The following is a 14,477-nucleotide window of genomic DNA, read 5'->3' as shown; positions in this document are numbered from 1 at the left end:
GTTCCCTGCCTGCAGCCCGGCTTCCCTTTTTTCCCTTCTCTCGATTGCCTTCATGGCGGCTCGTCCGCGGGCGAATCCGTGTTCAGCTGTGGATTAAGCCCTGTGGGTAACTGACGTTGAGTTCAGTTGATAAACCCCCTTGAAAAGTGAAGATAACCCGGTCTGTGGATAACCATTCACTTAATCCACAGGCTTACACCGGTTATCCAAGCCCCTCAGCGCCAGATGACCACAGGGTTCAAGATCTCTGTACATATTGAAAATAAAGGCCTTCAGAACGTTATCCACAGAATGGCAGGGCAGTAAGAATAAACATAAAAACAAAGGTTTTATAAATTTCTTTCTTTTTTATTTTTTTAACCGCGAGTTCTCCACAGCTGGTTAAATTTTGTGCAAAGGGTTCTTTAGGAAAGGGGAAGTCCCTATACTTGCCGACCTGGTCCAGAAAACGTTCGGTCCAGACTCATAACCTATTTCCGAATTACCTGAATTAAGCAGGCACGAGGTGCGTGGTGGATTTCCCTTCCCGTTTTGAAGTGATCGTCATCGGCGGCGGTCATGCCGGTACCGAGGCAGCACTTGCATCAGCACGCATGGGTGTAAAGACCCTGCTGTTGACGCATAACGTGGAAACCCTCGGCGCCATGAGCTGCAACCCAGCCATCGGTGGTATCGGCAAAAGCCATCTGGTCAAGGAAATCGACGCCCTTGGCGGTGCGATGGCGATGGCTACCGATAAGGGTGGTATCCAGTTTCGCGTATTGAACAGCCGTAAAGGCCCAGCGGTACGGGCCACCCGTGCCCAGGCCGACCGGGTCCTGTACAAGGCGGCTGTGCGCGAAATCCTCGAGAACCAGCCGAACCTGTGGATATTTCAACAAGCGGCCGATGACCTGATCGTCGAACAGGACCAGGTCCGCGGTGTCGTCACCCAGATGGGCCTGCGTTTCTTCTCCGACTCCGTGGTGTTGACCACCGGGACCTTCCTCGGTGGACTTATCCACATCGGCATGCAGAACTATTCCGGCGGCCGCGCGGGCGATCCGCCGTCAATCGCCTTGGCTCAACGTCTGCGTGAACTGCCGCTGCGTGTAGGTCGCCTGAAAACCGGTACGCCGCCGCGAATTGACGGTCGGTCTGTGGATTTCTCGGTCATGACCGAACAACCGGGTGATACGCCAATCCCGGTGATGTCGTTCATGGGCTCGAAAGAACAGCATCCGCAACAGGTGAGCTGCTGGATTACCCACACCAATGCCCGCACCCACGAGATCATTGCCGCCAACCTGGATCGCTCGCCGATGTATTCAGGAGTGATCGAAGGCGTCGGCCCACGTTATTGCCCGTCGATCGAAGACAAGATCCATCGCTTTGCCGACAAGGAAAGCCACCAGGTCTTCATCGAACCGGAAGGCCTGACCACCCACGAGCTTTACCCCAACGGGATCTCGACGTCCCTGCCGTTCGACGTGCAACTGCAGATCGTGCAGTCGATCCGCGGCATGGAAAACGCGCACATCGTTCGTCCGGGCTACGCCATCGAATACGACTACTTCGATCCCCGTGACCTGAAGTACAGCCTGGAAACCAAGGTCATCGGCGGCCTGTTCTTTGCCGGGCAGATCAACGGCACCACCGGCTACGAAGAAGCCGGAGCCCAGGGTTTGCTGGCCGGGACCAACGCGGCGTTGCGTGCCCAGGGCAAGGACAGCTGGTGCCCGCGTCGCGACGAAGCGTACATCGGTGTGTTGGTGGACGATCTGATCACCCTGGGCACCCAGGAACCGTATCGGATGTTTACCTCCCGCGCGGAATATCGCCTGATCCTGCGTGAAGACAACGCCGATCTGCGCCTGACCGAGAAAGGCCGCGAGCTGGGACTGGTTGATGACGCGCGTTGGGCCGCGTTCTGCAAGAAACGCGAAGGTATCGAACTGGAAGAACAACGGCTGAAAAGCACCTGGGTTCGTCCCGGTACCGAGCAGGGCGATGCCATCGCGGCGAAGTTCGGCACGCCGCTGACACACGAATACAACCTGCTCAACCTCTTGAGTCGGCCGGAAATCGATTACGCCGGGCTGGTGGAAGTGACGGGCCAGGGCGCGGACGATCCACAGGTCGCCGAACAAGTCGAGATCAAGACCAAGTACGCCGGGTACATCGACCGCCAGCAGGATGAAATCGCTCGTCTGCGCGCCAGCGAGGACACCAAGCTGCCTGTGGATATCGATTACACGGTCATTTCCGGCCTGTCGAAGGAAATCCAGAGCAAGCTCGGCACAACCCGGCCGGAAACCCTGGGCCAGGCGTCGCGCATCCCTGGCGTGACCCCGGCGGCGATTTCCCTGTTGATGATTCATTTGAAAAAACGCGGCGCGGGCCGTCAGTTGGAGCAAAGCGCTTGAGTTCGATGGTCACCTCGCAACACGCCGAAGAGTTATCCACAGGCGCCCGCCAACTCGGGGTCAGCCTGAGCGAAGCCCAGCATGAGCAACTGCTGGGTTACCTGGCGTTATTGATCAAATGGAACAAGGCCTACAACCTGACTGCCGTGCGCGATCCGGACGAAATGGTCTCGAGGCATCTGCTCGACAGTCTCAGCGTGATGTCTTTCATCGAAAACGGTCGCTGGCTCGATGTGGGCAGCGGCGGTGGCATGCCCGGCATCCCGCTGGCGATCCTGTTTCCGGACTCGCAAGTGACCTGCCTGGACAGCAACGGCAAGAAAACCCGCTTCCTGACTCAGGTCAAACTCGAGCTCAAACTGGACAACCTGCAAGTTATCCACAGCCGGGTCGAAGCGTTCCAACCTGCACAGCCATTCAACGGGATCATCTCCCGGGCATTCAGCAGCATGGAGAATTTCAGCAATTGGACTCGCCACCTGGGCGATGTCGAAACACGCTGGCTGGCAATGAAGGGCGTCCATCCGGCCGATGAGCTGGTAGCATTGCCGTCGGATTTCCACCTCGATAGCGAACACGCCCTGGCCGTACCCGGTTGCCAAGGCCAACGCCATCTGCTGATACTGCGCCGCACGGCATGATTGGGAACACAAGCAAGAATGGCTAAGGTATTCGCGATAGCGAACCAGAAGGGTGGTGTGGGCAAGACCACCACCTGCATCAACCTCGCAGCATCCCTGGTCGCGACCAAGCGCCGGGTGCTGTTGATCGACCTTGATCCACAGGGCAACGCCACCATGGGCAGCGGTGTGGATAAACATGGCCTGGAAAACTCCATCTACGACGTCCTGATCGGTGAATGCGATCTGGGCCAGGCCATGCATTTCTCCGAACACGGCGGTTATCAACTGCTGCCGGCCAACCGTGACCTGACGGCAGCCGAAGTGGTGCTGCTGGAAATGCAGATGAAGGAAAGCCGTCTGCGCAGCGCATTGGCGCCGATCCGGGAGAACTACGATTACATCCTGATCGACTGTCCGCCGTCGCTGTCGATGCTGACCCTCAACGCCCTGGTGGCCGCCGATGGGGTCATTATCCCCATGCAGTGCGAGTACTTCGCCCTGGAAGGGTTGAGCGACCTTGTGGATAACATCAAGCGCATCTCCGAACTGCTGAATCCGGACCTGAAAGTCGAAGGCCTGTTGCGGACCATGTACGACCCGCGTTTGAGCCTGATGAACGACGTATCGGTCCAGCTCAAGGAGCATTTCGGCGAGCAGCTCTACGACACGGTCATTCCACGTAACGTCCGGTTGGCTGAAGCACCGAGCTACGGCATGCCGGCCCTGGCCTACGACAAACAATCCCGTGGTGCGCTGGCTTACCTGGCCCTGGCGGGCGAAATGGTTCGCCGTCAGCGCCGCAACCCACGCACCGCTGCCGCCCAGCCAACTTAAGGAAACCCCATGGCCGTCAAGAAACGTGGTCTCGGACGTGGACTGGACGCGCTGCTCAGCGGTCCCACGGTCAGCGCGCTGGAAGAGCAGGCCGTACAGGCCGACCAGCGAGAGCTGCAACACCTGCCGCTGGACCTGATCCAGCGCGGCAAGTACCAGCCGCGCCGGGACATGGACCCGCAGGCGCTGGAAGAACTGGCCCAGTCGATCAAGGCCCAGGGCGTGATGCAGCCGATCGTGGTTCGTTCGATCGGCAGTGGGCGCTTCGAGATCATTGCCGGCGAACGCCGCTGGCGCGCCAGTCAGCAGGCCGGCCAGGAAACCATTCCGGCGATGGTGCGCGACGTATCGGATGAAACCGCCATCGCCATGGCGCTGATCGAGAACATCCAGCGCGAAGACCTCAACCCGATCGAGGAAGCGGTCGCCCTACAGCGTCTGCAACAGGAATTCCAGCTGACTCAGCAACAGGTTGCCGAAGCGGTGGGCAAGTCCCGCGTCACCGTGGCCAACCTGTTGCGCTTGATTGCATTGCCCGAAGTCATCAAGACCATGCTGTCCCATGGCGACCTGGAAATGGGTCATGCCCGGGCCTTGCTCGGATTGCCGGAAAATCAACAGGTTGAAGGGGCGCGACATGTTGTCGCACGAGGCCTGACCGTGCGCCAAACCGAGGCACTGGTTCGCCAGTGGCTGAGCGGTAAACCAGCCCCTGTCGAAGCGCCCAAAGCGGACCCGGATATCGCCCGCCTGGAACAGCGCCTGGCCGAGCGGCTGGGCTCTAGGGTGCAGATTCGCCATGGCAAGAAGGGCAAGGGACAATTGGTGATCGGCTACAACTCCCTCGATGAGCTGCAGGGCGTCCTTGCGCACATCCGCTGAAACAATTGCTCTTGTAGCGCGCAGTCGGAAATCACTACCCGGCAGTTGAATAGGGGCAGAACCGCCCCTATACTCTGCGCGCATTTTGTCGGCACAAATTATGCCAAGTTATTGATTTCAGGCAGCCGACCATTGGAGAGCAAAAGCGATGGAAACCCGCACGCCAAACCGCCTGCCATTCCATCGTCTGGCTGTTTTCCCGGTGTTGATGACCCAGCTGGTCGTTGTACTGATCGCCTCGTTGGCGCTCTGGCAATGGAAAGGAGTCGTCGCCGGATACTCGGGCCTTTGCGGAGGTCTGATAGCCTTGCTTCCCAATATTTACTTCGCTCACAGGGCATTTCGGTTTTCCGGCGCCCGAGCAGCCCAAGCCATCGTCCGGTCTTTTTATGCCGGCGAGGCGGGGAAACTGATTTTGACGGCAGTGCTGTTTGCACTGACGTTCGCAGGTGTGAAGCCGTTGGCACCACTGGCTGTATTCGGTGTCTTCCTGTTGACCCAAATGGTCAGCTGGTTCGCTCCCCTGCTAATGAGAACAAGACTTTCGAGACCTTAGGGCGTTTGAGGCAACCATGGCAGAGACAACCGCTTCGGGCTATATCCAGCACCACTTGCAGAACCTGACCTTCGGTCAGCTACCCAACGGCGGCTGGGGCTTTGCCCACTCCGCAGCAGAAGCCAAGGAAATGGGTTTCTGGGCTTTCCACGTCGATACCCTCGGCTGGTCGGTCGCGCTGGGTCTGATCTTCGTTTTCCTTTTCCGCATGGCGGCCAAGAAGGCGACTTCGGGCCAGCCGGGTGCCTTGCAGAACTTCGTTGAAGTCCTGGTCGAGTTCGTCGACGGCAGCGTGAAGGACAGCTTCCATGGTCGTAGCCCGGTGATCGCACCGCTGGCGCTGACCATTTTCGTCTGGGTGTTCCTGATGAACGCCGTCGACCTGGTACCGGTCGACTGGATTCCTCAACTGGCCATCCTGATCTCCGGTGACCACCACATCCCGTTCCGCGCCGTGTCGACCACCGACCCGAACGCGACCCTGGGCATGGCGTTCTCGGTTTTCGCACTGATCATTTTCTATAGCATCAAGGTCAAGGGCATCGGCGGCTTCATCGGCGAACTGACCCTGCACCCGTTCGGCAGCAAGAACATCCTCGTTCAGGCCCTGCTGATCCCGGTGAACTTCCTGCTGGAATTCGTGACCCTGATCGCCAAGCCTATCTCTCTGGCTCTGCGTCTGTTCGGCAACATGTATGCCGGCGAGCTGGTGTTCATCCTGATCGCTGTGATGTTCGGCAGCGGCCTGCTCTGGCTCAGTGGCCTGGGCGTCGTACTGCAGTGGGCGTGGGCTGTATTCCACATCCTGATCATTACCCTGCAGGCGTTCATCTTCATGATGCTGACCATCGTCTACCTGTCGATGGCGCACGAAGAAAACCATTAAGGCCAGTCTCGACTAGTCTGATGTCCTTCCCGGTCAAACGGGAAGGGGCCCGAACAGGCCATGACGAAACGATTTGTTTTACCGCTTTAAATTAAAAAAACCTAAACCATACGACGTAAAAGTCGGGAGGAAAGATGGAAACTGTAGTTGGTCTAACCGCTATCGCTGTTGCACTGTTGATCGGCCTGGGCGCACTGGGTACCGCAATTGGTTTCGGCCTGTTGGGCGGCAAGTTCCTGGAAGGCGCTGCGCGTCAGCCAGAAATGGTTCCAATGCTGCAAGTCAAGATGTTCATCGTTGCCGGTCTGCTCGACGCCGTAACCATGATCGGTGTTGGTATCGCTCTGTTCTTCACCTTTGCGAACCCGTTCGTTGGTCAGATCGCTGGCTAATTACTCGGATCTCTCGAGTAGTTTGGTGTGATGGACAACGTAACTGCGAGGTGTTGGCGTGAACATTAATGCGACCCTGATTGGCCAGTCCGTTGCGTTCCTGATTTTTGTACTGTTCTGCATGAAGTTCGTATGGCCTCCGGTCATCGCGGCACTGCACGAACGTCAAAAGAAGATCGCTGATGGTCTGGACGCTGCCAGCCGAGCAGCTCGCGACCTGGAGTTGGCCCATGAGAAAGTGGGTCAGCAACTGCGCGAAGCGAAAGCTCAGGCAGCTGAAATCATCGAGCAAGCCAAGAAACGCGGTACCCAGATTGTCGACGAAGCCCGTGAACAGGCTCGTGTCGAAGCTGACCGTGTGAAGGCTCAGGCTCAAGCCGAGATCGAACAGGAACTGAACAGTGTCAAAGACGCGCTGCGTGCCCAAGTGGGTAGCCTGGCCGTTGGCGGTGCTTCGAAGATCCTGGGTGCCACAATCGATCAAAACGCGCACGCAGAGCTGGTTAACCAACTGGCTGCTGAAATCTAAGCGAGGGCGATCATGGCAGAACTGACCACGTTGGCCCGACCTTACGCTAAGGCGGCCTTCGAGCACGCTCAGGCCCACCAGCAACTGGCCAATTGGTCAGCCATGCTCGGCCTGGCAGCAGCGGTGTCGCAAGACGACACCATGCAGCGCGTGCTCAAGGCCCCGCGACTGACGAGCGCAGAAAAGGCCGCCACGTTCATTGACGTGTGCGGCGACAAGTTCGATGCCAAGGCACAGAATTTCATTCACGTCGTTGCTGAAAACGACCGTCTCCCGCTTCTGCCGGAGATCGCCGCCCTGTTCGACCTGTACAAGGCCGAGCAGGAGAAATCGGTAGACGTGGAAGTCACCAGTGCTTTTGCATTGAACCAAGAACAGCAAGACAAACTCGCCAAGGTTCTCAGTGCACGACTCAACCGGGAAGTGCGCCTGCAAGTCGAGGAAGACAAGTCCCTTATAGGGGGCGTTGTAATCCGCGCCGGCGACCTGGTTATCGATGGCTCGATTCGCGGCAAAATCGCGAAACTTGCCGAAGCATTGAAATCTTGAGTTTGAAGGGGCAGCAGAGCAATGCAGCAACTCAATCCTTCCGAAATAAGTGAAATTATCAAGGGCCGCATCGAAAAGCTCGATGTGACCTCCCAAGCCCGTAACGAAGGCACTGTCGTCAGCGTATCTGACGGCATCGTGCGGATTCACGGTCTGGCCGACGTCATGTACGGCGAGATGATCGAGTTTCCGGGCGGCGTCTACGGTATGGCCCTCAACCTGGAGCAAGACTCCGTAGGTGCTGTTGTACTGGGCGCCTACACGACTCTGGCTGAAGGCATGAGCGCCAAGTGCACCGGCCGCATCCTCGAAGTTCCGGTAGGTAAGGAACTGCTGGGTCGCGTAGTCGACGCACTGGGTAACCCTGTTGACGGCAAAGGTCCGCTGAACAACACCGAGACCGACGCGGTCGAGAAAGTTGCTCCAGGCGTGATCTGGCGTAAGTCGGTAGACCAGCCTGTACAGACTGGCTACAAGGCTGTCGATGCCATGATCCCTGTCGGCCGTGGCCAGCGTGAGCTGATCATCGGTGACCGTCAGATCGGTAAGACCGCTCTGGCGATCGACGCGATCATCAACCAGAAAAACAGCGGCATCTTCTGCGTATACGTGGCAATCGGTCAGAAGCAATCGACCATCGCCAACGTGGTTCGCAAACTGGAAGAGAACGGTGCACTGGCTAACACCATCATCGTTGCTGCCAGTGCCTCCGAATCGGCCGCACTGCAGTTCCTGGCACCGTACTCCGGTTGCACCATGGGCGAATACTTCCGCGACCGCGGTGAAGACGCGCTGATCGTTTATGACGATCTGTCCAAGCAAGCAGTGGCTTACCGCCAGATTTCCCTGCTGCTGCGCCGTCCACCAGGCCGTGAAGCCTACCCAGGCGACGTGTTCTATCTCCACTCCCGTCTGCTGGAGCGCGCATCCCGCGTTTCGGAAGAGTACGTCGAGAAGTTCACCAACGGCGCCGTGACTGGCAAGACCGGTTCCCTGACTGCTCTGCCGATCATCGAAACCCAGGCTGGCGACGTTTCCGCGTTCGTTCCGACCAACGTGATCTCCATCACCGACGGTCAGATCTTCCTGGAATCGGCCATGTTCAACTCGGGCATCCGTCCTGCTGTGAACGCCGGTGTTTCGGTATCCCGTGTAGGTGGTGCCGCTCAGACCAAGATCATCAAGAAGCTGTCCGGTGGTATCCGTACCGCTCTGGCTCAGTACCGTGAACTGGCGGCATTCGCCCAGTTCGCATCTGACCTGGACGAAGCGACCCGTAAGCAACTTGAGCATGGTCAGCGCGTTACCGAGCTGATGAAGCAGAAGCAATACGCACCGATGTCGATCGCTGACATGGCGCTGTCGCTGTATGCCGCTGAGCGTGGGTTCCTGACTGACATTGAAATCGCCAAGATCGGCAGCTTCGAACAAGCGCTGATTGCTTTCTTCAACCGCGATCACGCCGATTTGATGGCCAAGATCAACGTGAAGGGTGACTTCAATGACGAAATCGACGCTGGCCTCAAAGCCGGTATCGAGAAGTTCAAGGCCACCCAAACCTGGTAAGCCGCAGCGGGAGCCGCAAGGCTCCCGCTTGCTAACCTGATAGGTGTTACATGGCAGGCGCAAAAGAGATTCGCAGTAAGATTGCGAGCATCAAAAGCACGCAAAAGATTACCAGCGCCATGGAAAAAGTGGCGGTCAGCAAAATGCGCAAGGCACAAATGCGCATGGCTGCTAGCCGTCCTTATGCGGAGCGCATCCGCCAGGTGATTGGTCATCTGGCCAACGCCAACCCGGAATATCGCCACCCGTTCATGATCGACCGCGCCATCAAGCGCGTCGGTTACGTTGTGGTGAGCAGTGACCGTGGTCTGTGCGGTGGCTTGAACACCAACCTGTTCAAGGCCCTGGTCAAGGACATGGCGGTAAACCGCGAACAAGGCGTCGAGATCGATCTGTGCGTGGTAGGTAGCAAGGGTGCGGCTTTCTTCCGCAACTTCGGCGGTAACGTCGTCGCCGCTATCAGCCACCTGGGTGAAGAACCGTCGATCAATGACCTGATCGGCAGTGTCAAGGTGATGCTGGATGCTTACCTGGAAGGCCGGATCGACCGCCTGTCCGTGGTATCCAACAAGTTCATCAACACCATGACGCAACAGCCGACCGTGGAGCAGTTGATTCCATTGGTTGCGACCCCGGAACAGGAACTCAAGCACCACTGGGACTACCTCTACGAACCGGATGCCAAGGAGCTGCTCGACGGCTTGATGGTCCGCTACGTGGAGTCGCAGGTGTACCAGGCGGTGGTCGAGAACAACGCAGCTGAACAAGCCGCGCGGATGATCGCGATGAAGAACGCTACCGACAACGCCGGTGATTTGATCAGCGATTTGCAGCTGATCTACAACAAGGCGCGTCAGGCTGCGATCACCCAAGAGATCTCGGAAATCGTCGGCGGCGCTGCCGCGGTTTAACGGTTCAAATATTCAGAGGATCCAGCTATGAGTAGCGGACGTATCGTTCAAATCATCGGCGCCGTTATCGACGTGGAATTCCCACGCGACAACGTACCGAGCATCTACGACGCCTTGAAGGTTCAAGGCGCCGAAACCACCCTCGAAGTTCAGCAGCAGCTGGGCGACGGCGTGGTTCGTACCATTGCGATGGGCTCCACCGAAGGCTTGAAGCGCGGTCTGGACGTCAACAACACTGGCGCAGCCATCTCCGTACCGGTCGGTAAAGCGACCCTGGGCCGGATCATGGACGTACTGGGCAACCCGATCGACGAAGCTGGTCCGATTGACACCGAAGAGCGCTGGGGCATTCACCGTCCTGCGCCAACCTTCGCTGAACAAGCGGGTGGCAACGAACTGCTGGAAACAGGCATCAAGGTTATCGACCTGGTTTGCCCGTTCGCCAAGGGCGGTAAAGTCGGTCTGTTCGGTGGTGCCGGTGTAGGCAAGACCGTAAACATGATGGAACTGATCCGTAACATCGCCATCGAGCACAGCGGTTATTCCGTGTTCGCCGGTGTGGGTGAGCGTACTCGTGAGGGTAACGACTTCTACCACGAGATGAAGGATTCCAACGTTCTGGACAAAGTGGCACTGGTCTACGGCCAGATGAACGAGCCGCCGGGAAACCGTCTGCGCGTAGCCCTGACCGGCCTGACCATGGCCGAGAAGTTCCGTGACGAAGGTAACGACGTTCTGCTGTTCGTCGACAACATCTACCGTTACACCCTGGCCGGTACCGAAGTATCCGCACTGCTGGGCCGTATGCCTTCGGCAGTAGGTTACCAGCCGACCCTGGCTGAAGAGATGGGCGTGCTGCAAGAGCGCATCACTTCGACCAAGCAAGGTTCGATCACCTCGATCCAGGCGGTATACGTACCAGCGGACGACTTGACCGACCCGTCGCCAGCGACCACCTTCGCCCACTTGGACGCCACCGTCGTTCTGTCCCGTGACATCGCTTCCCTGGGTATCTACCCAGCGGTTGACCCACTGGACTCGACTTCTCGCCAGCTGGACCCGAACGTGATCGGCAACGACCACTACGAAACCGCTCGCGGCGTTCAGTACGTGCTGCAGCGTTACAAAGAACTGAAGGACATCATCGCGATCCTGGGTATGGACGAGCTGTCGGAAGCCGACAAGCAGTTGGTAAACCGTGCTCGTAAGATCCAGCGTTTCTTGTCGCAGCCGTTCTTCGTGGCTGAAGTCTTCACCGGTGCCTCGGGTAAATACGTTTCCCTGAAAGACACCATTGCTGGCTTCAAAGGCATCCTCAACGGTGACTACGACCACCTGCCAGAACAAGCGTTCTACATGGTCGGCGGCATCGAAGAAGCGATCGAGAAAGCCAAGAAACTGTAATCCCGGCGCCCGGAAACGGGCGCTAATTTAGGTTGAGGCAATCAGATGGCTATGACAGTCCATTGCGATATCGTCAGTGCGGAAGGGGAAATTTTCTCCGGTCTGGTCGAGTTTGTGGTTGCGCATGGTGAACTGGGGGATCTTGGTATCGCTCTGGGGCACGCACCGCTGATCACCAGCTTGAAGCCAGGTCCGATTAGTCTGACCAAGCAGGGCGGGGAAAAAGAGGTGTTCTACATCTCTGGTGGTTTCCTCGAGGTTCAGCCGAGCATGGTCAAGGTCCTTGCCGACACCGTGCAACGTGCTGCCGACCTGGACGAAGCCTCCGCTCAGGAAGCCGTCAAGGCTGCCGAGAAGGCCCTGCACGAAAAAGGCGCAGACTTCGACTACGGTTCTGCTGCTGCACGTCTGGCCGAGGCCGCAGCCCAGCTGCGCACCGTCCAGCAGATCCGCAAGAAGTTCGGCGGCTAAGCCGTCTGCTTTCTGTGCGATTGATTAAAAAGGGTAGCCTCGGCTACCCTTTTTTCTTTTTGCGACTCTCATCATCCGGTCGTAGTCATTGACCACCCAGGATTGGTACCCGTCATGTCTCTTGAAATCGTTATCCTCGCGGCCGGCCAAGGCACTCGCATGCGTTCGGCGCTGCCCAAGGTACTGCATCCGATCGCTGGCAACTCCATGCTCGGTCATGTTATCCACAGCGCTCGCCAACTCGATCCACAGCGCATTCACGTGGTGATCGGTCATGGTGCCGATGCCGTGCGTGAACGGCTGGCCGCCGATGACCTGAATTTTGTCCTGCAGGATAAACAACTCGGGACAGGCCACGCGGTGGCCCAGGCAGTGCCGTTCATTACCGCTGACACGGTGCTGGTTCTTTATGGTGATGTGCCGCTGATCGAAGTGGACACGTTGCAGCGCCTGCTCAAGCATGTTGGCCCGCAACAACTGGGCCTGTTGACCGTCGAGCTGGATGACCCTACCGGCTACGGACGCATCGTGCGCGACGCCGACGGCCAGGTCACCGCCATCGTCGAGCAGAAGGATGCCAACGAAGCCCAACGCGCCATCACCGAGGGCAACACCGGGATCCTGGCGCTGCCGGCCGGGCGTCTGGGCGACTGGATGAGTCGCCTGTCGAACAACAATGCCCAAGGCGAGTACTACCTGACTGATGTGATTGCCATGGCGGTGGCTGACGGTCTGGTGGTTGCCACCGAACAGCCCCTGGACGCGATGGAAGTGCAGGGTGCCAATGATCGTCGGCAACTGGCCGAGCTGGAACGCCACTATCAGCTGCGTGCCGCCCGCCGCCTGATGGCCCAAGGCGTAACCCTGCGTGACCCGGCCCGCTTCGATGTTCGAGGTGACGTCAGCGTAGGCCGCGACGTAGTCATCGACATCAACGTCATCCTCGAGGGCAAGGTGGTCATCGAGGACGACGTGGTCATCGGTCCGAACTGCGTGATCAAGGACAGCACCCTGCGCAAAGGCGTGGTGATCAAGGCCAACAGTCACCTGGACGGTGCGGTGATGGGTGAAGGCAGCGATGCCGGCCCGTTTGCCCGTTTGCGTCCTGGCTCCGTGCTAGAGGCCCACGCCCATGTGGGTAACTTCGTCGAGTTGAAGAACGCCCACCTGGGTGAGGGTGCCAAGGCCGGTCACCTGACCTATCTGGGTGACGCTGAAGTCGGCGCCCGCACCAATATCGGTGCCGGCACCATCACCTGTAACTATGACGGCGCGAACAAGTGGAAGACGGTGTTGGGGGAGGACGTATTCATCGGTTCCAACAACTCCCTGGTGGCGCCTGTGGATATCTCCAGTGGTGCAACCACGGCAGCTGGGTCAACCATTACCCAGAATGTGGATAACCGACAGCTGGCGGTGGGTCGTGCACGCCAGAAGAATATCGACGGCTGGAAGCGTCCGGAAAAAATCAAGAAGCCGTAAAGTTATCCACAGTCCACTCTGTGGGAGCGAGCCCTGCTCGCGATAGCGTTGTGTCAGTCGATGACTACTTGGCTGATATACCGCCATCGCGAGCAGGCTCGCTCCCACAGGACCTCATTCATTCTGAATTTTTCTCCCTCTGCCTTGACGATCGCCGCGCAATAGGTTTTGATTGCTTACGTTATCTTTCGAATCGAAACTTAAGCCGCCATGTCAAAGCGCAACACCCCCCAACGCCGCCACAACATCCTTGCCTTGCTCCAAGAGCAGGGTGAAGTCAGTGTGGACGAGTTGGCCAAGCGCTTCGAAACCTCGGAAGTTACGATTCGCAAGGATCTTGCCGCCTTGGAGACGAATGGCCTGCTATTGCGTCGTTACGGTGGTGCGGTCCCGATGCCGCAGGAGTTGGTGGCTGATAACGCGCAAACCGTTTCCAAGTACAAGCAAGCCATTGCCCGGGCTGCGGTGAAGCGGATTCGCGAGCATGCACGAATCATCATCGACAGCGGCAGCACCACCGCCGCCATGATCCCTGAACTCGGCCTGCAACCGGGGTTGGTGGTCATGACCAACTCGTTGCATGTCGCCAGTGCCTTGAACGAACTGGAGCACGAGCCGGTGTTGTTGATGACCGGCGGCACCTGGGACCCCCATTCCGAATCCTTCCAGGGTCAGGTGGCCGAACAAGTCCTCCGTTCCTACGACTTCGACCAGCTGTTCATCGGTGCCGACGGCATCGACCTGGTTCGTGGTACCACCACCTTCAACGAGTTGCTGGGGCTGAGCCGTGTCATGGCTGAGGTGGCCCGCGAAGTCATCGTGATGGTGGAGGCCGACAAGATCGGTCGCAAGATCCCCAACCTGGAACTGCCGTGGAGCAGCGTCCATACCCTCATTACCGATGATCGCCTGCCCGTAGAGGCCCGTGATCAGATTCAGGCGCGTGGCATCCAGGTGATCTGCGCGTCTGTCAGCCAGGAGAAATAA

General features: G+C 58.2%; 15 protein-coding genes. All 15 read left to right on the top strand.

The features are described 5' to 3' along the window. Positions 1–512 precede the first annotated feature (512 nt). The 15 genes from mnmG (at position 513) to CGA22_RS06905 (ending at position 14,477) form a co-directional block, all read left to right on the top strand. Positions 513–2,405 carry a tRNA uridine-5-carboxymethylaminomethyl(34) synthesis enzyme MnmG gene (gene mnmG / locus CGA22_RS06975; protein ID WP_041023024.1) on the top strand — a complete coding sequence of 631 codons (1,893 nt, stop codon included), beginning with the start codon at positions 513–515 and terminating at the stop codon, positions 2,403–2,405. Between the two features lie 5 nt (positions 2,406–2,410). After that, positions 2,411–3,046 (top strand): 16S rRNA (guanine(527)-N(7))-methyltransferase RsmG, encoded by a 636-nt coding sequence (gene rsmG, locus CGA22_RS06970; RefSeq protein WP_177329260.1) that lies wholly within the window; start codon positions 2,411–2,413, stop codon positions 3,044–3,046. An 18-nt stretch (positions 3,047–3,064) separates the two neighbouring features. After that, positions 3,065–3,862: a ParA family protein gene (locus CGA22_RS06965; protein ID WP_041023022.1), complete on the top strand. Its 798-nt coding sequence runs from the start codon at positions 3,065–3,067 to the stop codon at positions 3,860–3,862. 9 nt (positions 3,863–3,871) lie between these two features. Beyond that, complete coding sequence (locus CGA22_RS06960) at positions 3,872–4,744, top strand: ParB/RepB/Spo0J family partition protein (RefSeq protein ID WP_041023021.1); 873 nt, start codon at positions 3,872–3,874, stop codon at positions 4,742–4,744. A 148-nt stretch (positions 4,745–4,892) separates the two neighbouring features. Further along, a complete protein-coding gene (locus tag CGA22_RS06955; protein WP_041023020.1) occupies positions 4,893–5,300 on the top strand; it encodes a F0F1 ATP synthase subunit I in 408 nt (135 codons plus the stop codon). 16 nt (positions 5,301–5,316) lie between these two features. After that, positions 5,317–6,186, top strand: a complete 870-nt coding sequence (gene atpB / locus CGA22_RS06950) for a F0F1 ATP synthase subunit A (protein ID WP_024777786.1) — start codon at positions 5,317–5,319, stop codon at positions 6,184–6,186. A gap of 134 nt (positions 6,187–6,320) precedes the next feature. Then, positions 6,321–6,578, top strand: coding sequence for a F0F1 ATP synthase subunit C (gene atpE / locus CGA22_RS06945; RefSeq protein WP_003097235.1), 258 nt, complete (start codon positions 6,321–6,323; stop codon positions 6,576–6,578). 58 nt (positions 6,579–6,636) lie between these two features. Continuing rightward, entirely contained in the window at positions 6,637–7,107 is a 471-nt protein-coding gene (locus CGA22_RS06940) for a F0F1 ATP synthase subunit B (RefSeq protein ID WP_030139033.1), read from the top strand. Between the two features lie 12 nt (positions 7,108–7,119). Then, positions 7,120–7,656, top strand: coding sequence for a F0F1 ATP synthase subunit delta (locus CGA22_RS06935; protein WP_003187192.1), 537 nt, complete (start codon positions 7,120–7,122; stop codon positions 7,654–7,656). Positions 7,657–7,677: 21 nt separating this feature from the next. Next, positions 7,678–9,222 (top strand): F0F1 ATP synthase subunit alpha, encoded by a 1,545-nt coding sequence (gene atpA / locus CGA22_RS06930; protein WP_024777788.1) that lies wholly within the window; start codon positions 7,678–7,680, stop codon positions 9,220–9,222. Between the two features lie 50 nt (positions 9,223–9,272). Further along, entirely contained in the window at positions 9,273–10,133 is an 861-nt protein-coding gene (atpG, locus tag CGA22_RS06925) for a F0F1 ATP synthase subunit gamma (protein ID WP_003187188.1), read from the top strand. 27 nt (positions 10,134–10,160) lie between these two features. Then, a complete protein-coding gene (gene atpD / locus CGA22_RS06920) occupies positions 10,161–11,537 on the top strand; it encodes a F0F1 ATP synthase subunit beta (protein ID WP_024777789.1) in 1,377 nt (458 codons plus the stop codon). Between the two features lie 45 nt (positions 11,538–11,582). Further along, the gene (locus CGA22_RS06915) at positions 11,583–12,008 is read left to right on the top strand and encodes a F0F1 ATP synthase subunit epsilon (RefSeq protein ID WP_041023018.1); all 426 of its coding nucleotides are present in this window, start codon (positions 11,583–11,585) and stop codon (positions 12,006–12,008) included. A 114-nt stretch (positions 12,009–12,122) separates the two neighbouring features. Continuing rightward, positions 12,123–13,490: a bifunctional UDP-N-acetylglucosamine diphosphorylase/glucosamine-1-phosphate N-acetyltransferase GlmU gene (gene glmU / locus CGA22_RS06910; RefSeq protein WP_041023017.1), complete on the top strand. Its 1,368-nt coding sequence runs from the start codon at positions 12,123–12,125 to the stop codon at positions 13,488–13,490. Between the two features lie 210 nt (positions 13,491–13,700). Next, complete coding sequence (locus CGA22_RS06905) at positions 13,701–14,477, top strand: DeoR/GlpR family DNA-binding transcription regulator (RefSeq protein WP_024777792.1); 777 nt, start codon at positions 13,701–13,703, stop codon at positions 14,475–14,477.

Source organism: Pseudomonas sp. PSB18 (assembly GCF_014596565.1).
GTDB lineage: Bacteria > Pseudomonadota > Gammaproteobacteria > Pseudomonadales > Pseudomonadaceae > Aquipseudomonas.
The sequence above is the reverse complement of the archived record's forward strand: the minus strand, read 5'-3'. Positions and strand labels throughout refer to the sequence as shown.